This is a genomic window from Thermocatellispora tengchongensis (assembly GCF_014202315.1).
GTDB lineage: Bacteria > Actinomycetota > Actinomycetes > Streptosporangiales > Streptosporangiaceae > Thermocatellispora > Thermocatellispora tengchongensis.
This window is the reverse complement of the sequence record NZ_JACHGN010000006.1, coordinates 524,464-542,701: the sequence shown is the minus strand read 5'-3', so window position 1 is coordinate 542,701 and position 18,238 is coordinate 524,464. Positions and strand designations below refer to the sequence as shown.

Here is an 18,238-nt window from a genome sequence, read left to right as displayed (position 1 = left end):
AGCCATGACGGCGCTGGTCACGGCGCCGAATCCCGGTCTGAGATTGGAGTCCTGTGACCGTCAACACAGGCCAGCCGGCACCCGCGGGCATCGACGGCGATTCGTCGAATGCCGGCATCGCAGAGACCGAGCTCTGCGACCGCTACGAGCAACTGTTCACCGCCGCGGTCAACGACGTGCTGCGCGAGAAGGGCCTGCTCTGCCAGGCGCTGCCGCCGGCCATCCTGCCGCTGCGGCACGGCACCAAGGTCGCCGGCCTGGCCTTCACCGTCAAGGGCGCCAAGAGCCCGGTGCTCGATGACGAGATGCGGCAGCGGGCGGAGATGCTGGACGCCATCCCGCCCAACGCGGTGTGCGTCTGGGACACCGGCGGCGACGACACCTCGGCGCAGTGGGGCGAGGTCATGACGATGGCGTCGCGGCAGCACGGGTGCCGCGGCGCCGTGATCGACGGTGGGGTCCGCGACACCGACCGGGTCCTGGACATGGGATTCCCGATCTTCTGCCGCTACCGGACGTCCAACGGGATGCTCGGCCGCTTCCGGGTCACGGATTGGCAGATCCCGATCCGCATCGCCGGCGTCACCATCCACCCCGGCGACCTGATCTTCGGGGACGTGGACGGCGTCATCGTGGTCCCCCGGCGCCTCGCGGTGGACGTGCTGCTGACCGCCGAGCGGGTCAGGGCGAAGGAGGAGGAGATCAAGCAGCTCATCCTGGACGGGCTGTCCCCGTCCGAGGTCGTCGCTCGCGGCGGGTACTTCTAGGGGGGCGCGTGGTGGACGCACGTGACGGCACCACGTTGCGCGGGCGGCGCATCGTGGTCACCGGAGCCACCGGAGGCATCGGAACCGAGCTGTGCACGCTGCTGGCGCGGGCCGGTGCCCGGCTGGCCCTGACCGCTTCGTCTCCCGCCAGGCTCGCGGCCCTCGTTTCGGGGCTCGCGCGCGCCGAGCCGGCGGAAGCGCCAATCCATCGCGCCGCCGACATCACCGACGAGGCTGAGGTGTCGGCGTTCTTCAAGGAGGTCGGCGACCGTTGGGGCGGCGCCGACGCCCTGGTCAACCTGGCCGGCCGCGCCGATCCGGGCCGGATCGCCGACACCACCGCCGAGGCTTTCCACCGCGGCCTCGATGTCAACCTCGCCGGCACCTTCCTGTCCTGCAAGCACTTCGTCCCCCTCGTCCATCCCGGGACGGGCGGGCTCGTCGTGAACGTCGCCTCGATGGCCGCCAAGCGCGCCAACCCGGTCGCGCCGCTGTACTGCGCCGCCAAGGCGGCGGTGGCCATGTTCTCGGAGGCGTTCGCGCTTCAGGTCCGGGAGCGCGGCATCCGGGTCACCACCGTCAACCCGGGCGGGGTGGACACCGCGTTCTGGGGCGACCGGGCGGTGGATCGAACCCGCATGCTGGCCGCGGTCGATGTCGCGGAGGTGGTCGTCTTCGTGCTCACCCGGCCCCCGTACATGTCCGTGCACGACATCTCCTTCGAGTCCGCCGGGAGGCGCAGATGAAGCCGCTGGATGTCGCCTACGGCCTTTACGATCACTACGCGTCCCTCGCCGAGGTCAAGCACTATTACGGGCTGCTGGCGATATACGCCCTCGCCCGGGCCGCGCAGGCCGGCGAGGACGAGGCGTCGACGCGGCGGTGTGAGGCGATCCTCAGCCGCTTCCCCGATGAGATCACCCATCCCGTCTACAACTTCCCGAACTACACCATCGGCGGGATCCCGCAGGCGTTCCTGGTCGCCGAAGGCCGCATGCCGCACCGGATCGGGGTCGTGCGCGAGTACGCCGAGGAGATGCTCACCGCGCCGCGCGACCCTGCGGGGATCATGAAGCACCCCTGCGACAGGGACGCCGAGAAGATCTGGATCGATACAGCGATGGCCGTCTCTCCGTACCTGCTGTACGCGGGGCTCGCCCTCCGGGACGAGCGCTACCTCGCCGAGGCGGTGTGTCAGGCCGTCCGGCTGCATGACGAGTTGCTGGATCCGGAGTACGGCCTGCTGCACCAGTGCCGCGGCTTCGTGGCGCCGGGTGCGTATTCGCGGGATCATTGGTCGCGCGGCAACGGCTGGGGGTACTTCGCCCTCGCCGAACTGGCCCGTGGACTGCCCCCGGAGTCCGCGCACCGTGCGGAGGTGACGAAGCGGTTCACCGGCCTGTCCGCCGCGCTGCTGCCGCATCAGTCCCGGCGTGGCCTGTGGCGCCAGGAGATCCCGCAGCCGCTGTCGTATGAGGAGTCCTCCGGCACCGGTCTGATCCTTTACGGCATCGGGGTCGGCATCCGTCACGGCCTGCTCGACCCGGCCACCTACGCCCCGGCGTTCCGGCGCGGCGTCGAAGGGCTCGCGCGGGTGTGCGTCAACGACGACTTCTCCACCGAGCGCAGTTGCCCCGGGACGCTGTGCCCGGGCGAGGGAGACGAGAAGGGCACCGTCGCGGCGTACATGACCTTGTGCCTGCCCTACCGGGACGAGCCCCACGGCTGCGGCCCGCTGATGCTGGCGATGGTCGAAGCCCACCTGGCCGGCATCGCCGATGTGTCGCTGCGGGCCGCGGCCGAGGAGTCACGATGATCAGCCTCGTCACCGGCCAGGACGTGCAGCGCGTGCGCGACGAGGTGGCCCGCGGCGGCAAGGCCGCCGAAATCCGGCAGGCACTGCGCCGGCGCGCCGAACGGCTCGTCCGGCGGCCCGGGGTCGTCGCGCGCGATGAGCCGGCGGGCTGGTGGCACGTCGTCTCCCAGCGGCTGTGCGACGTCGCCTTCGCCCATCGCCTCAGCGAGGCCGAGGAGGAGCCCGAGGAGGCCGAGGCGTACGGGCGGTGGCTGCGCACCGAGGTCCTCGCGATCTGCGACCGGCCGGCCGATGACTGGATCGGCCCGGACTTCCGGCCGCGCACGTCACCGTCGCTGGGGACTCTGGAGACCGCCCACATCGGGCTGGCCGTCGCGGAAGCGGTCTCGCTCTGCCCGGACCTGTTCACCGCCGGCGAGCACGACCGAATCCGCCGCGTGCTGCGGGACAACTGCCAGGCGCCGTGCCGACGCGCCCTGGACCTCCGCGTGGCGGACCCGTGCAACTGGTTCATGGTGTTGCTCGACGGGTACGGCACCGTGTCGGCGTTCCTGGGCGACGCCGAAGCGGTGGCGCGGACCGTGGAGCGCCATGCGGTGGCGGCCGGGGCGTTCGAGGAGGACAGTTACGGCGAGTCGTTGCAGTACTGGAGCTATGCCGGCGCGCACCTGGCCCACCTGCGCGAGGTGCTGCTGCGGCACGACCCGTCGCTGCACGAGCGCCTGGACCTGTCGTGCTACACCCGCTGTGTCCCGTGGGCCGTGCACTCACTGCTGTACGTCAAGCCGCTGGCGGGCTGGGGTGAGGGACGGTACCCCAGGTCGCTGAACTTCGGCGACTCCAGCGCCCTCTTCCGGCCGAGCGCCGACCTGCTGCTGCACATCGCGGCACGGGCACGGCACTCCCACCCCCGCGAGGCGGGGCTGGCCCGGTGGTTGTTCGACGTCACCTATCACGACGTGGCGCTGGAGCCGCTCGACGGCGGTGGCTTCGGCTTCTTCAACCAGGTGCAGTGGCGAAGCCTGACGCTGCTGCCGGACGCGGCCGGCCCCGTCACTCCCGAGGAGGCGAAGGAGCCCACCACCCGCGGTTTCGCCTGCGGCACCGTCGCGATCCGCGACACCTGGCCGCAAGCCCTCACGGTCCTCGGCGTCCAAGGCGGTACGGGCCGGCTGCGGACCGCCATCCACCGGCACGCCGACGAAGCGAGCTTCATCCTCAGCCATCGGGGCGAGCGGTTCTTCGCCGATCCCGGCCACTGCTGCTACCGCCTCACCACCCAGGCGGTCTCCAGCACCTCCGCCATGCACAACACCTGGACGTTCCGGCTGCCGGACGCGACGACGCTCTGGCAGCACACCCGGCCACGCGGCCCCGGCCACCCGCCGTTGAACAGGCGCGTCCTGCTCGAACAGGACGGCGGCCTGACCGTGGTGCGCTGCGACGCCGCGGCCGCGTACGGACCGCCGATCCGGAGAGCGGAGCGCACCTGGATCGCCGTACTGCCACACGTCGTCGTGGTCGCCGACCGGATCGAAGCGGACGAGCCGGTGGCCGTGGACACCCATTTCGTGCTGAACGACCGCGACGGCGCACTTCGGACGCGATCCACCGCCGAGGGCGCGATGGCGTTCCGGCGCGGCGGCAGCGCGGTGACCCTGACCCGGTGTGCCGGTGACGCCCGGTACGAGCTGCTCCGGTCCTGGGGCTACATGCACGACGTGTACGATCCCCGGCCCAACCGGCGCGGGCAAGGCCGCGAAGGTTCCGCGGAGATCCATACCTTCGCGGGTGCCGGCCACGAGACACGTCATACCGCCCTGTACGCCATCGTGATGGACACCGAACCGGGGATCACGGCCTGGCAGGTGACCGCGAGGCCCGATGGCTGCCATGTGACCGGGCCCGGCGGGACCGCTCTGGCCGTGTCACTCACCGAAACGGGGATCGCGGTGGAAGGCGTGACCGATGCCACCATCAACCTCTGGTGAGCTCCGACGGATTGGTGCCGGTCACCTTCTTGAACAGCCGGCTGAAGTAGTACACATCGCGGAAGCCGGCCCGCAGCGCCGCCTCCGAGACGTTGCACTCGCCGCTGAGCAGCAGCTCCGTGGCCTTGCCTATCCTCACCCCCTGCTGGTACTCGACGACGGTCTGCCCGGTGAGCCGTTTGAACATCGCGCGGAAGTGCGACGGGCTCAACCCCGCGACGGCCGCGAGCTCGGCGACGGAGAAGGTCCGATGGTGGTTCTCCCTGATCATCTCCGTCACCGCCATGATGCGCCTGGTGTGCGGGTGGCGCAGGTGCGGCAGGCTGTGCGCGCGGATCAGGCCGTGCATGATGCCGGAGACGATGCCGCGGATCTGCACGAGGTAGCCGGGCGACCTGTCGTTCCACGCCGTGTGGAGCTCGGCGAAGGCCGCCGCAGCGCCGTGCGGCGACGCATCGCGGGTCACATGGGGAAGCGTGCCGAGCTGGGCCGTCACGTCGCCGGTGTCGCTGCGGACGTCGAACCCGACGGAGATGAATCGCCAGGGGTCGGCCGCGTCGCTCCGGCCGGTGTGCGGCAGGCCCTTGGGCATGAAGATGACGTCGCCCGGCCGGATCGCGTACGGCACCCCGCCGATCTCGTAGCCGGCCTTGCCGGTGACGGCGACGGCGAGGATGTGCAGGCGGGGATTGGCGAACGCGGTCACCCGCCAGCCGGGGTCGGGGGCGCGGTCGATGACATAACCGATGTCGGTGACCACGAAGTCGTAGAAATCCGCCGCGATCTCCACGGCCGAACCTTGTCCCATCGGCGGCAACGTAGCATTCCACACCCGATCTCTCCAGTGAGCCCGGCTCAACCGCGCTTCCCTCCTGTGAGCAGCCGCGACGAGGCCGGAGAAGACCCAGTGCCGGAGCGGGCATGACGACGCTGCGGGGACCCCGGGAAACTATGCCGGCCGCCGGTCCGGCGGCCGGGCGCCGCCGCGAGCCGGGGACGCGACGCCGGCTCCGCCGGGACGCGATGTCGCTGGTGCTCGTGGCGCCCGGCCTGCTGTACTTCCTGATCTTCCATTACGGCGCGCTCACGGGGTACGCGATCGCCTTCCAGGACTACGTGCCGTTTCTCGGCCTCACCGAATCGAAGTGGACGGGCTTGTCCCACTTCATCCGGCTGCTGGCCGATCCCGCGGTGTGGTCCGCGGTGGGCAACACCCTGGCGATATCGGCGCTGCAGCTGGTGTTCTACTTCCCCGCGCCGCTCGCGCTGGCCCTGCTGCTGCACAGCGTCACCCATGACGTGCTGCGCCGCTTCGTGCAGAGCGTCGTGTACCTGCCGCACTTCATCTCATGGGTGATCGTCGTCGCCCTGTTCCAGGAGATCCTCGGCGGCGCCGGTCTGCTCAACACCTGGCTCGCGGACAACGGCCTGCGCACCGTCGACATCATCGGCAATCCCGACGCGTTCAAGCCGCTCGTGGTGGCGCAGATCATCTGGAAGGACTGCGGCTGGGGGACCATCATCTTCCTGGCCGCGCTGCACACCGTGGACGAGCATCTCTACGAGGCGTCGGCCATCGACGGCGCCGGCTGGTGGCGCCGGCTGTGGCACGTCACACTGCCCGCCATCCGGCCCATCATCGTGTTGCTGTTCATCCTCAAGCTCGGCGACATCCTGTCGGTCGGCTTCGAGCAGATCTTCCTGCAGCGCAACGCGGTCGGGCCGGAGGCCGCCGAGGTGCTCGACACCTTCGTCTACTACGCCGGCGTGCTCGGCGGCGACTGGGGCTACGCGACAGCGGTCGGCCTGCTCAAAGGGATCGTGGGCGCGGTGCTGGTGTATGCCGCCAACCGGGTCGCCCACCGCATGGGAGAGCAAGGGGTGTACCGGTGAACACGACGATCAGGCGGACCTCACGGCCGGCGTGGATGCCGGCGCCCGGCCCGTTGGTGGTCGCGGCCAAGGCGGTCGCGCTGACCGTCATCACGGCGCTGGTGCTGTTCCCGTGCCTGGTAGTGGTCTCGACCAGCCTCGCTCCGCAGGAAGAGGTGCTCGACAAGGGCGGCTGGGTGGTGTGGCCGGACTCCATCACCTTCCAGGCGTACCAGGACATCCTCTCCGGCGGGGTGGTGACCCGGGCGACCCTGGTGAGCGCCGGCGTCACGTTGATCGGCACCGCCCTGTCGCTGACCTGCACGATCGCCATGGCCTACGCGCTGGCACGGCCCCGCCTGCCCGGCGGCAGGCCGATCCTGCTGATGGTCCTCCTCACGTTCCTGTTCACACCCGGGATGATCCCGTCCTATCTCGTCGTGCAGTCCCTGGGGCTGCTGGACACGTACGCCGCGCTCGTGCTGCCGGTGCTCGTCAACGCGTTCAACCTGATCGTGTTGCGGGGGTTCTTTCAGAACATCCCGGAAGATCTCTACGAGGCCGCGCGGATCGACGGCGCGGGCGAGCTGCGCATCCTGGTGCGCGTCATCGCGCCCCTGTCCAAGGCCGCCATCGCGGTGGTCGGCCTGTTCTACGCGGTCGCCTACTGGAACTCCTTCTTCCACGCGATCCTCTACCTCAACGACTCCACCATGTGGCCGATCCAGGTGGTGCTGCGGCAGTACGTCCTCGACGGAGCGCCCCTGGCCGGCTCCATCGCCTCGGCCGAGACACGGGTGAACGCGGAGAACTCCATTCAGATGGCGGTCCTGGTGCTCGCCATGCTGCCCATCGTGATCGTCTACCCGTTCATCCAGCGGCACTTCGTCAAGGGCGTCCTCACGGGAGCCATCAAGTCCTGATCAATCCCTCTCAAGCGGAACGAGGTTTCACCATGTCCGCAATCGATCGCCGCACCCTGCTCAGATTCGCGGGAATCGCGTCACTCGCCGCCTGGGGAGTGCCGTCGCTGACCGGGTGCGCGTCCGGCGGCACGGGTTCGGTGAGCAACACCGGCAGGGACCGCACGCCCTGGCCGGTCCACCGGCGACTGGAGGGCCCGGCCCCCGACCTCAAGGCCGGCGTGGACGGCGCGCTGGACGCGTTCTTCCGGTACCCGGCGACGCTCAGCCGGTCGGCGGACCAACCCGGCGACGGCTCCGACGTCACGGCCTTCATACCCACCTACGGCCCGCCGCCGGCGCCCGTGGAGAGCAACCGCCTCTGGCAGGCGATCAACCAGGCGTTGGGAGTGAACATCAAGCTCAACCTGGTGCCCATCTCCGAGTACAAGTCCAAGCTCACCACCTTGATGGCGTCGAACGACCTGCCCGACATCATCATGATCATGCCGGTGCCGCGAGTGCGCGAGTTCATCGCCGCCTCCTGCGCGGACATCTCCGACTACGTCGGCGGAAACCGCGTCGCCGACTATCCCAACCTGGCCAACCTCCCCACGGTGAGCTGGCAGTCGATGGGCCGCATCGGCGGGAAGATCTACGGCGTCCCGCTGAGCCGGGCGCGGGCCGGCAACGCGCTGCACATCAACCGCACCGCCTACGACGCCGCCGGCGCGCCCCTCCAGTGGACCGCCGAGCAGTTCTTCGAGTCCCTGAAGGCGGTCACCGGCGGCCGGATGTACGGATTCGGCGCGGTCAGCGAGGACCTCGGCATGCCGTACCACGCGGCGTCGCACAAGGCGCCGCAGCAGTGGAGGCTGGAAGGCGGCGCGTTCGTTCACATGAGCGCCACCGAGGAGTACCGCGCGGCGATCGAGTTCGCCGCGAAGTGCTTCCAGGCCGGCTACTACCACCCGTCCTCGAAGACCGGCACCCTCGCCGACATCATGAACCTGTACTACAGCCAGAACGTCGGCGCGGTCATGGGCAACTTCATGAACTACGCCAACGGCATCTACATCGATCGGGTCGGCGACCGCTTCACCACCGATCTCGCGCTGTCCTACGGTGACGGCCACTGGCTGGGCACCGGACTGTTCGGATACACGGTCTTCAAGAAGGCGTCGCCCGAGCGCGTCAAGATGCTGCTGCGCATCTGCGACTTCCTCGCCGCCCCGTTCGGCACCAAGGAACACGAGCTGGTCAACCACGGTGTCGAGGGCGTGCACTTCACCCGGGGCGACGGCCTGCTCCAGCCGACCGAGCCGGCCGCCGCCGAGAACCGCAACAGCCTGCCGATCGGCCGGTACATCTGCTGCGCGCCCGAATACATCTTCATTCCCGGTAAGGAACAGCAGGTTCGTCACGCCTTCGACATCCAGAACACCTTGCTGAGCAAGGGCATCGCCAACCCCGCCGACGGCCTGGCCTCGCCCACGATGGACGCCGACGGCGAACGGCTCACCCGGGAGCTGGCCGACGCGGTCAATGCGATCATCACCGGGCGAGCCGGCATGTCCACCTGGGACGCCGCGGCGCGCAGGTGGCGCGACGGTGGCGGCGCGAAGATCGCCGACGAGCTCGCGGCCGAGCACGCGGCCGGCAGATGAGCGGCCTACTTGACGGCGCCGCCGGTGATCCCGGAGATGATCCTGCAGACGTCGTTCCAGACATACAGGCAGATCAGGATGGTCGCGGTGGCCGACACCGGCCGCAGCAGGGGCCGGGCGGCAACACGATCAGGTTCGGCAACGCCTCGGCCGGCTTCGCCCCCGACCTGGACCGGATTCAGATCGCCGCGCCCCTCGGCTGACCCCGCACGCCCTGGCCGAACTCCTCGGCCGCCCCGCGGTGAGGGCGGGCGCCGTCCGTCCTCACCGCCGACGGGGTTTCTCAGACGCCGAGCTCGTCGCACAGGTCGACGTAGCGATCGAGGTGATCCGGGTTGTTCCGGAAGCCGCCGAGACCGATCACGTCGAACTCGTCCGCCGAAGCGGACGCCCGTACGCCGAGCGCGGCGAGCGCCTCGTTGATCGACGCCGTACCGGCCGTCAGTCGTCTTTCGCCGGCGAACGCCGCGGCCCACTGGTCGCCGATGCCGGCGAAGTAGTCCGTCTTGATGATCGCGAATCGCGGCTCGTCCGTGCCGGTCACCTCGCGTACGAGGTCGCGCAGTACGGCCTCGCCGGGAAATGTGGCGGGAAGGCCGTCCGGCAGGTCCAACCGTGCGCTGGTGCCCCGTTTCGCGGCCCAGTAGGCCGAGAAGTAGTGATCGATCGGGAACACCGTGATGTCGTCGTGCACGAGCCGCGCGTGCAGCCCCACCGAGGCGGCCTGCTCGGCGTCCACCGGACCGGCCACGACGAGAGCGCAGATGTGGTGACTCATGGCCGCACACTATCGGCGGCGGTGCTGGGCCTGGCCGCGAGATCGTTAAGGTGTGCCCAGCCGGTGAAAGGACCGCCTTGTCGCACTCCCTCCAGTTCTCCCGATCGGCGCTGCTGCCGTGGACGGCGGCCGCGGCCGTCGCCGCCTTCCCGACGTGGGAGGAGTGGCGCTCCCGGCTCCGTCCGGAGTGGCTTGAGACGCGCGCCTGCCTGGGCGGCTTCGGGCCGTGGGAGACGTCTCCGCTGGACCCGCTGCGAGGCGATCTCGCCCGAATCCTGGAGAACGTGGTGGCGTGGGGCGTCCCCGCACTGCTCGTCCTGGCGGGGTTCGCCGCCTGTATGGGCCGCCGGGAGCCGCGGAGGGCGGGGCGGCGCACCTCAGGCGTGCTCGTCCTGATCGCGCTCATCGAGCCGGCCACTCCCGTCTACGTCTCCGCCTCCGCGGAGGACTGCGGCAGCCGGCCCGAGAGGATCGCCTCATGAACGGGCACTGCTGCGAGTCGATGGCCCGCCAGATGGCGTGGCACTGCGACGATCACGAGGATGCGTTCGACTGTCCGGATGCCCTGGTGAGCTTCAACGCCCGATCCCAGGAGTACGGTCTGATCGTGCACGATGGCGGAACCTCGGTCATCGTCATCGACTTCTGCCCCTGGTGCGGGAGCCGCCTGTCTGTCTCTCAGCGTGGTCGGCGCTGACGGCGCGGCCGGCCGTCATGACCGCCACGACGGCGCCGAGAATCCCGCGCATGCGGAAAACCCGCAGCGTGTGGGCGAGGGGCGACTATATGGTGCGTCCGTGGACAATCTTGAGGGCCTCATCATCGCCAGGCGGCTGCGGGTTCCCGTCGGCGCTCCCGCGGAGTCCGGGCCGGGGTGGGGCGAGGTGGCCGCGCGGCAGCTCGACGCCGCGCTGCTGAGCGTCGGCTTCACCTGCTCGCCGGCTCTGCTCGAACGGCTGGCGACGTTGCCCGGCGAGAGCGTGGTGGATCTCGGCGTGCGGGTCCTGGCCGCCGTCCGCACGCTGGTGGGCGACCATGTCCGGCACAACGCGTACTTCATCGACTTCCCCGCCAACGTGCCCGACACGCTGGAGTTCTGGGCCGGGCTGCTGCGCGAGGCCATGCTCGACCCGGTCGCCGCGGCGGAGGTCCAGGGGCCCGCGCTCAACCTGCTGGCCCTGCCGCGCTACGGTCGCTACCAGCACTCCTACGCCGACCTGCTGGCCGCGCACGCGGAGCTGATCCCGCTGGCCGGCGACCGGGTGACCGTGCTCGACCTGGGCGGGAGCCTGGAGTCCGAGGCGCGCGAGCTGTACTTCTCGCTGGCGGGCTCGCAGACGCCCCTGGCGGCCGAGGATCTGGCGGCGCTGCGCACGCTGGCCGCATACTGCGCCGACCGGCCCGAGGACATCCCCGTGCGCGAGAACCGCGCGGTGGTGAACGAGGTGCGGCTGGCCGCGGGCCTGCCGCTGCTGGTCGACACGGTGACCGACGTGCTCCGGCTCGCCTGCGGCTGCTCCGGCGGCGACGTCACCCTGGCCACCCCGACCCGGCTGCGCTCCTTCCGCCGGGCCGAGCGCCGCGCCCTGTTGCAGGCCCTGGACGCGGTCGCCTCCCCGGCCAAGCTCGGCGACGTGACGCGCCACCGGGAGCAGTGGAAGCGGCTCGGCGAGCGGCTGCATCCGCACGAGTACCCGCAGTTCCCGCGTGCCGGCCACGTCTTCGAGGTGGCCAGGGGCGTGCGCCGGGCCCCGAGCCTGGACGGCCGGGTCGAGGCCGCCCTGGCGTCGGGCCGTACCGGCGAGGCCGTGGAGCTGTTGCGGGCCGCGCCCGGCGCGCTGCTGCGCCGCCTGGACCACCTGCTACGGACCGGGTCCGACGCGTCGGCCGTGCTGGAGGTCGCGGAACAGGCCGCGGCGGGCGCGTCCGGCCGGGTCCTGCTGTCGCTGCGCGAGCACCTGCAGAACCGGCTCGCCCCGGCCGCCGGCCGGGTGTTCACCAACCGGTACGGCCGCGCGTGGACGAGCCCCGACTTCCGCGCGCCGCTGGAGGAGAAGGTGCTGTCGCGGGCGCTGGCCATGCTGGATGAGGAGATCACCCGCCGCCTCCCCGACCCCGGTGAGCTGATAGTCGATCCCGAGGTGCTGGACGTCGCCCTGCCGCTGTCGGGCAAGGCCGTCGCGCCCGGCCTCGGCATGCTGCCCCGCGGCTCGGTGACCGCCGTGGAAGGGGACCTGCTGCGCTTCTTCGTCCACTGGCGGCAGGCGCAGCGGCGTACCGACTACGACCTGTCCGCGCTGATGCTCGACGCGGCCTACGGCAACGCCACGCACATCTCCTGGACGAACTACGCCAACGACTTCGCCTCGTACTCCGGCGACCTCACCGAGGCGTCCGAGGGCGCGTCGGAGTTCATCGACATCGACCTCGCCGCCGCCACCCAGCCGATCATCGTCCCCCAGGTGCACATCTACGCCGGGGAGAGGTTCGACGAGGCCGCCGAGGCGTTCTTCGGGTACATGACCAGGGACCCCGCGCAGGAGGGCATGCCGTTCGAGCCGCGGACCGTACGCATGAAGTCGGACCTGCGCGGCTCCGGCCGGGTCACCCTGCCGCTGGTCTTCCTCCGCGGCGAGGACGGCGGGTGGCGGGTGAAGTGGGTGCACCTGTACCTCAAGGGTCACCCCGCGTTCAACCAGGTGGAGGGCAACCGGCTCACCACCTCCGCGCTGGTGCGCTCGATCGTGGAACGCGACTACCTGCGCGTGCGCCACCTCGCCGGCCTGCTGCGCGCCAAGGCGTCGCAGACCGGGCACACCACCTACATCGGCCTGCGGCCCCCGGCCACCCTGCCCCCGGACGCGCGGGTGTTCACCCCGGCGACGCTGCACGAGCTGATCCCCGCCTGATACGATCCGGTCGGCGAGGCCATGGGAGGGCTTCCTTCTCAATTTTCCCAGAATTGAAATCCAGCCTTCCCGCCTTCCTCGCCCGTTCGTGAGGCCATTCGAGGGCTTCCTTCTCACCTGGTTCGAATCCAGGTGGGCCCGGCAGGGTCCACTGGCATCCAGCTTTCGAGCCTTCCTCACGACCGGCTCCGGCGTGCGCTCGCCGTCCGCTCACGCGGCTCGTCCCCCCGCTCACGTACGGCGACCGGGCACGCCCCCTCGGTGAAGCCCGCCTCTCAAGATGTTTGTGGCGATTTGGGGAGAAATGTCCAGCTTATACTGGGAGGCGGGTAGGCACTACTGATCGTGAAGAGGTGTCTCAGGAGCGACCTGGGTGGCACGTTTCCGGGGGGATGACACGGCACCCACCGAGCGCGTTTTCGAGCTGTTCCTCGAAGGTGAGCCGGTGGGCGAGCGCGTACGCCCTGCGATCCTGAGGTCGTGGCGGCGGTGCCGGTCCGCCGGGCTCGACCCGGAGAAGCTGGACTTCTCCGAGCCGGTCGAGGTGGACTTCGACAGCGTGCTCGTCCGTGCGGCCAGGCCGGTGTTCGAGCGCCTCCGGCCCGCCATCGCGGACGCGGACGTGACCATGGTGCTGCTGGACGAGCAGGCCAGGATGCTGCTGCGCTATGAGAGCGATCCGCAGTTGGCGAGGGTGCTGGACCGCACCCACGCCCTGCCCGGAGTGGGGTACGCCGAGGAGTCGCTCGGCACCACCGCGGGCGGCACTCCGCTGCTGGAGAAGCGGATGATCCACGTCTCGGGCTTCGAGCACCTGGCCCGGTGCGTGCAGCCGTTCTCCGCCACCGGGGTCCCGATCCTGGACCCGCTGACCGGGCACGCGCGCGGCGTGGTGACGATCGCCTGCCTGTACGGACGCGCGCATCCCGCGATGGACGTCCTGGCCCGTCAGGCCGCCGAGGCCATCGAGCGGCGGCTCCTGGAGCAGAGCACGGCGCGCGAGCGGGCCCTGTTCGAGGCGTTCCTGCGAGCCGGTGACGTCCCCTCTCTGCTGCCGTCCCGGAAGGCGGGCCCGCTGCTGGCGGATCTGGGCCGGGCCGACCGCCTGCTCCTGGAGGAGCGGGCCGCCGAGCTGATCGCCCACGGACAGCGGGCCGCCGTCGAGGTTCCGCTGTCCCGGGGCCGGGTGGCCACGTTGCGGTCGCTGCCCAGGACCGGCACCGTGGGCGTGGTCGGGGTCGTGGCCCAGGTCAGAATCCAGGACGGCCCGTGGGAACCGCTGGCCGAGGTCGCCGTCCCCCCGGCGCCCGCCCTGCTCCCGGGCCCTCCGGCCACACCTCGGACGGCACTGGACGCCGCGGCGGCGCGGGCCGCTGCGGCGGTGGCGGTCGGCGGCGCTCCGGCGGGCGGGGAGCGGGAGGCGTCGACCAGGACCGGTCCCGGCCCGGACCCTGGCCCGGATCAGGGGTTGTTCCTCCTGGGGGAGCCGGGGGTCGGCCGCATCGCCGCCTCCGCGCGCAAGAGGCTCAGGCTGCTGTGCGACGCCGCCCTGAGCATCGGCCGGACGCTGGACGTCGTACGGACGGCCGAGGAGCTCACCGAGGCCACGGTCCCGTTCGCCGACCTGGTCACGGTCGATCTGGACGACTGTGTGGTGCGCGGGGAGGAGTCCTGCCCCACGGCCGGCAGCCTGGACCTGCGGCGCGTCGCGGCCCTGGGCGTACACGGGAGCGTGAGCCCGGTGGCGGTGGGCGAGCCGGTCCACTACATCGCCTCCTCCCCGCAGGCGCGTTGCCTGAGCGACCAGCAGGCGCTTCTCTGGCGCGGCCCCGACATCGCCGGTGCCTCTGGCGGGCCATCGTCCGGCACGGGGTTCTCCTCGGGCATCGCCGTGCCGCTGCTCGCCCACGGCATGGCCATGGGCCTGGTGACCTTCACCCGTACGGCCTCCTCCGGCCCGTTCGAGGACGAGGATGCCTGGCTGGCGGAGGAGCTGGCCCGCCGCACGGCGCTATGCCTGGACAACGCCCGCCGCTTCACCCGCGAGCGCGCCATGGTGCGCGCCCTGCGGCGCAGCCTGCTGCCCTGGAACCTGCCGGAGCAGAACGCCGTCGAGGCCGCGCACTGCTACATGCCGGCCCGCTCCGGGACGAGTGGCGACTGGTACGACGTCATCCCCCTGTCGGGCGCTCGCGTCGCCCTCGTCGTGGGCGAGCAGTGCGGCCGGGGGCCGCACTCCACGGCCGCCATGGGCCGGCTGCGTACGACCGTCGGCAACTTCTCCGCACTCGACATGCCGCCCGGAGACATCCTCGGTTACCTGGACGACCTGGTACGCGGCCTCGACCGCGAGAGCGCCGGACGCGCCGCCCAGGCCGGCGGTGAGGCCGACGGTGGGACCGACGCGGGCGCGGACGACGGCGTCACCGGCACGACCTGCGTGTACGCCGTCTACGACCCGGCCTCTCAGCGCTGCACCATCGCCTCGGCCGGCCACCCGGCGCCCGCGCTCGTGCGGCCCGACGGCGCCGTGGAGTTCCTGGAGGTGCCCGCCGGGGAGCCGCTCGGGCGTGGCGGCCCGGTGTTCGAGACGGCCGAGGTGGACCTGCCCGAGGGCAGCACGATCGTGCTGTACACCAAGGGGCTGATCGGCGAGCACGCGCCGCCGGGCCAGGGCGGCGACAGGGAACGGCTGCGCAGGGCCCTGACCGGTGCCGGCCGCACCGCCGAGCAGACCTGCTCCGCGCTACTGGACGCCCTGCCGTCCGGCCGCATGCCCGGGGAGTTCACCGTGCTGGCCGCCCGCACCCGGGCCCTGCCGCGCCACTGCGTCGCCGAGTGGGAGGTGCCGCCGGACCCGGCGGCGGTGGGCCGCATCCGCGACGAGGTCGCCCGGCGCCTGGCCGAGTGGAATCTGGAGGAGCTGACCTTCAGCGCCGAACTGATCTTCAGCGAGCTGGTGACGAACGCGATCCGGTACGGCAGCGAGCCCCTCGGGGCGCGGCTCCTCCTGGACCGGAGCCTGATCTGCGAGGTCTCCGACGCCGGCGAGACCGCCCCGCGCCCCCGGCGGGCCGCGGACACCGACGAGGGCGGGCGCGGGCTGTATCTGGTCGCGCAGCTCGCCGAACGCTGGGGCACCCGCTACACGCGCCGCGGCAAGATCATCTGGGCGGAGCTGCCCCTGGGGGACGGCGGGTGCGAGCCGGGCGCCGTGCCCCGGCCCGGGTAGGAGCCGGTGCGCGGCCCCTGCCCGTCACCGGTCAGTGGAATGGGGTGATCCGCAGGAGGAGCACCGCTATGTCGTCGATGCGCTGGTCGGGGCCGCTCCGTTCGATGAGCGACTGCGCAAGGTCGCGCAGGGGCCGGCCGTGCGAGGGGGTGAAGCGGCGGGCGAGGTCGGCGATGGCCGTGCCCAGGTCGTGGCCGGGCTGTTCGATGAGGCCGTCGGTGTAGAGCGTCAGGATCGACCCGGCAGGCAGTGCCACCTGCGTGGTGGTGTAGTGGGCGTCGGGGTCGATGCCGAGCAGCAACCCGGGCGAGGTGTCGATGATCCGGGTCGGGTGGCCGGGGCGGGCGAGCAGCGGAGGCGGGTGCCCGGCGCTCGCCAGGCACGTGAGGCGCTGCTCCAGATCGAGGCTCAGGTACAGGCAGCTCGTGAAGCGGTCGGACGCCAGTTCGGCGAGCAGCCGGTTGGTGTGCGTGAGCACCTCGCCGGGGGTCGCCCCGGCGGTGGCGTGGGCGTGGATGGCCGTGCGCACCTGTCCCATGAGGGCGGCGGCGGTCATGTCGTGTCCCTGGACGTCGCCGATGACGGCGGCGGCCATCGTGTCGCCGAGGTGGATCAGGTCGTAGAAGTCGCCGCCGATGTCCATGCCGGGGGTGGCGGGGACGTACCTGGCGGCCAGGTCCAGGCCGGGGATCTGGGGCAGCTCGCGCGGCAGCAGGCTCTCCTGCAAGGACTCGGCGAGCCGGTGCTTCTTGTCGTACAGCCAGGCCCGCTCGAACGCCTGGGCGATCAGCCCGCCGAGCGCGGTGAACATCGCCCGCTCACTGTCGCTGAACCGATGGGGACGGTCGTAGGCCAGGACGCACGTCCCGATGGACTGTCCCGACGCGACCAGCGGCAGCAGAGCCCAGGCGCCCATGTCGTCGATGCGGTGGGCGTCCGGGAACGTCTCGCGGAACTCCTCCCATGTGGCGTAGAAGGACGGCTTGTCACGTTCGTAGCCGGGCGCCGACGGGGCGGCCTGGACCACCGGACGGCCGTTGAACCTCTCGATGCCCTGCCGGCTGTAGCCGCGCGAAGCGGCCACGCGCATCCGTCCGCTCTCCCAGCTCAGGATGGCCACCGCCTGGGCCTCGCAGACCGGCATGACGAAGTCGGCCACCAGATCGACCACGTCCTGCGCGGTGACCGCCCGCGCGAGGGAGACCGCCAGGTGCAGCATCTCGTGCAGCCCGATCGTCCGCGGATGCCGCTCGGCGTCACTGGGCGGGGCCTCGGGCGTGGAGGCGACCGGGGTGACCCGCATGGTGACGCCCGGGATGCCCGGGTAGCACTGGAACGACAGCTTCCGCCCGTCAGGGTGGCCGGCGATGAACCGGGTGGCCTGGTGGCTCACGATCGCGGCACGGTAGCGGTCTTCGTAGACGGGGTCGTCCAGCCAGGGCATGGCCTTGCACAGGCGTTTGCCGACCACCTCCGGCGGGTTCACGGCGAGCAGTTCCGCGGCCGGCGCGGTCATGAGGGTCACCCGTCCCTGCGCGTCCAGGCAGCAGTAGCCCTCCGGCAGGCGGTTGAACAACTCCAGCGCGATCAGCTCGGAGTGCGGATCAATGCTGTGGGCGGGATGCGGGTCCAGGACCCGGGGCTGGAGCCCCGAGGTGCTCGGCCGGCCGCGCTCGCGGGCCGGCCGGAGCAGGTCGCCCATCCGGGCGCAGGCGTCGTTGATCACGTCGATCCGGCGCGAGGTGAGCTCGGACGCACGCCCCGTGGGCCACATCAGGATGAACCCGCCCCAGACGGTGCCGCCGGAGTGGATGGGAAAGGCGGCCAGCGCGAAGTGGTACGGCAGTGCCAGCGCCATCGACGGGTACTCACGGGCCAGCGCTTCCCGGTCGCAGAGCCACACCAGCCGCTGCTCGCGCACCGCCACCGAGACCGGCATGGGGTCGCTCGTCCTGAGCCTGGCCCACGCCCTGGCGACCGTGGCGGGAAGGCCCATCGCGGTCTCCATGTGCAGGACCTGCCTGCTGTCGTCCAGGACGTACATCACGCCGACGTGGGCCTGTGTGTCGAAAACGGCGCCGATCAGCAGTTCGTCCAGGCGAGACGATTCATCCGCCGCGCTCGGGATCGACACACCGCCGTCCTGCACCGCTTCAGCGCACCTCGCCCGTGAACCGCGAGTACACCAAGCACCCAAAACCCCCCATACGGGCAGATTACCCCCATAGCATGAAAGAGCTGGTGATCCGGGGGGCACGCCTCCACCCGGATGTCCGCCGGCGGGCATGCCGGGAAGCGGGCTCG

Annotated in this window: 14 protein-coding genes; 11 read left to right on the top strand and 3 right to left on the bottom strand. The window is 71.2% G+C overall.

All coding sequences use genetic code 11. The features are described from left to right. Positions 1–53: 53 nt before the first annotated feature. Genes HNP84_RS17115 through HNP84_RS17100 form a run of 4 tightly spaced genes read left to right on the top strand, consistent with a single transcriptional unit; the run spans position 54 to position 4,574 of the window. Positions 54–767, top strand: a complete 714-nt coding sequence (locus HNP84_RS17115) for an RraA family protein (protein ID WP_221336333.1) — start codon at positions 54–56, stop codon at positions 765–767. Positions 768–775: 8 nt separating this feature from the next. After that, positions 776–1,513, top strand: coding sequence for an SDR family NAD(P)-dependent oxidoreductase (locus HNP84_RS17110; RefSeq protein ID WP_185050700.1), 738 nt, complete (start codon positions 776–778; stop codon positions 1,511–1,513). Then, entirely contained in the window at positions 1,510–2,583 is a 1,074-nt protein-coding gene (locus HNP84_RS17105; protein ID WP_185050699.1) for a glycoside hydrolase family 88 protein, read from the top strand. Before HNP84_RS17110 ends, HNP84_RS17105 begins: the two co-directional genes overlap by 4 nt. Beyond that, positions 2,580–4,574 carry a heparinase II/III domain-containing protein gene (locus tag HNP84_RS17100; protein ID WP_185050698.1) on the top strand — a complete coding sequence of 665 codons (1,995 nt, stop codon included), beginning with the start codon at positions 2,580–2,582 and terminating at the stop codon, positions 4,572–4,574. Before HNP84_RS17105 ends, HNP84_RS17100 begins: the two co-directional genes overlap by 4 nt. Here HNP84_RS17100 and HNP84_RS17095 read toward each other — a convergent pair. Beyond that, complete coding sequence (locus HNP84_RS17095; protein WP_185050697.1) at positions 4,561–5,382, bottom strand: AraC family transcriptional regulator; 822 nt, start codon at positions 5,380–5,382, stop codon at positions 4,561–4,563. The two genes, HNP84_RS17100 and HNP84_RS17095, sit on opposite strands and share 14 nt — an antisense overlap. A 113-nt stretch (positions 5,383–5,495) precedes the next feature. Here HNP84_RS17095 and HNP84_RS17090 point away from each other — a divergent pair, with 113 nt between their 5' ends. The 3 genes from HNP84_RS17090 to HNP84_RS17080 are packed head-to-tail and all read left to right on the top strand — an operon-like array spanning position 5,496 to position 9,015. Then, entirely contained in the window at positions 5,496–6,467 is a 972-nt protein-coding gene (locus HNP84_RS17090) for an ABC transporter permease (RefSeq protein ID WP_185050696.1), read from the top strand. Next, positions 6,464–7,369, top strand: coding sequence for a carbohydrate ABC transporter permease (locus tag HNP84_RS56090; RefSeq protein WP_221336332.1), 906 nt, complete (start codon positions 6,464–6,466; stop codon positions 7,367–7,369). Before HNP84_RS17090 ends, HNP84_RS56090 begins: the two co-directional genes overlap by 4 nt. Positions 7,370–7,401: 32 nt before the next feature. After that, positions 7,402–9,015, top strand: a complete 1,614-nt coding sequence (locus HNP84_RS17080) for an extracellular solute-binding protein (protein WP_185050695.1) — start codon at positions 7,402–7,404, stop codon at positions 9,013–9,015. A 283-nt stretch (positions 9,016–9,298) separates the two neighbouring features. On the opposite strand, the gene HNP84_RS17075 is transcribed toward HNP84_RS17080, so the two are convergent. Further along, positions 9,299–9,793 (bottom strand): hypothetical protein, encoded by a 495-nt coding sequence (locus HNP84_RS17075; RefSeq protein WP_185050694.1) that lies wholly within the window; start codon positions 9,791–9,793, stop codon positions 9,299–9,301. 77 nt (positions 9,794–9,870) lie between these two features. Between HNP84_RS17075 and HNP84_RS17070 the strand changes: the two genes are divergently transcribed. From HNP84_RS17070 to HNP84_RS56085, 4 genes are all read left to right on the top strand, one after another. Beyond that, the gene (locus HNP84_RS17070; RefSeq protein ID WP_185050693.1) at positions 9,871–10,275 is read left to right on the top strand and encodes a hypothetical protein; all 405 of its coding nucleotides are present in this window, start codon (positions 9,871–9,873) and stop codon (positions 10,273–10,275) included. Then, entirely contained in the window at positions 10,272–10,490 is a 219-nt protein-coding gene (locus tag HNP84_RS17065; protein WP_185050692.1) for a DUF6980 family protein, read from the top strand. Before HNP84_RS17070 ends, HNP84_RS17065 begins: the two co-directional genes overlap by 4 nt. A gap of 100 nt (positions 10,491–10,590) precedes the next feature. Continuing rightward, on the top strand, positions 10,591–12,702 hold the full coding sequence (locus HNP84_RS17060; RefSeq protein WP_185050691.1) for a TerD family protein: 2,112 nt from the start codon (positions 10,591–10,593) through the stop codon (positions 12,700–12,702). A 373-nt stretch (positions 12,703–13,075) separates the two neighbouring features. After that, the gene (locus HNP84_RS56085; RefSeq protein ID WP_185050690.1) at positions 13,076–15,934 is read left to right on the top strand and encodes a SpoIIE family protein phosphatase; all 2,859 of its coding nucleotides are present in this window, start codon (positions 13,076–13,078) and stop codon (positions 15,932–15,934) included. 31 nt (positions 15,935–15,965) lie between these two features. Here HNP84_RS56085 and HNP84_RS17050 read toward each other — a convergent pair whose 3' ends face one another. Further along, positions 15,966–18,068 carry a SpoIIE family protein phosphatase gene (locus HNP84_RS17050; protein WP_312925029.1) on the bottom strand — a complete coding sequence of 701 codons (2,103 nt, stop codon included), beginning with the start codon at positions 18,066–18,068 and terminating at the stop codon, positions 15,966–15,968. Positions 18,069–18,238 lie beyond the last annotated feature (170 nt).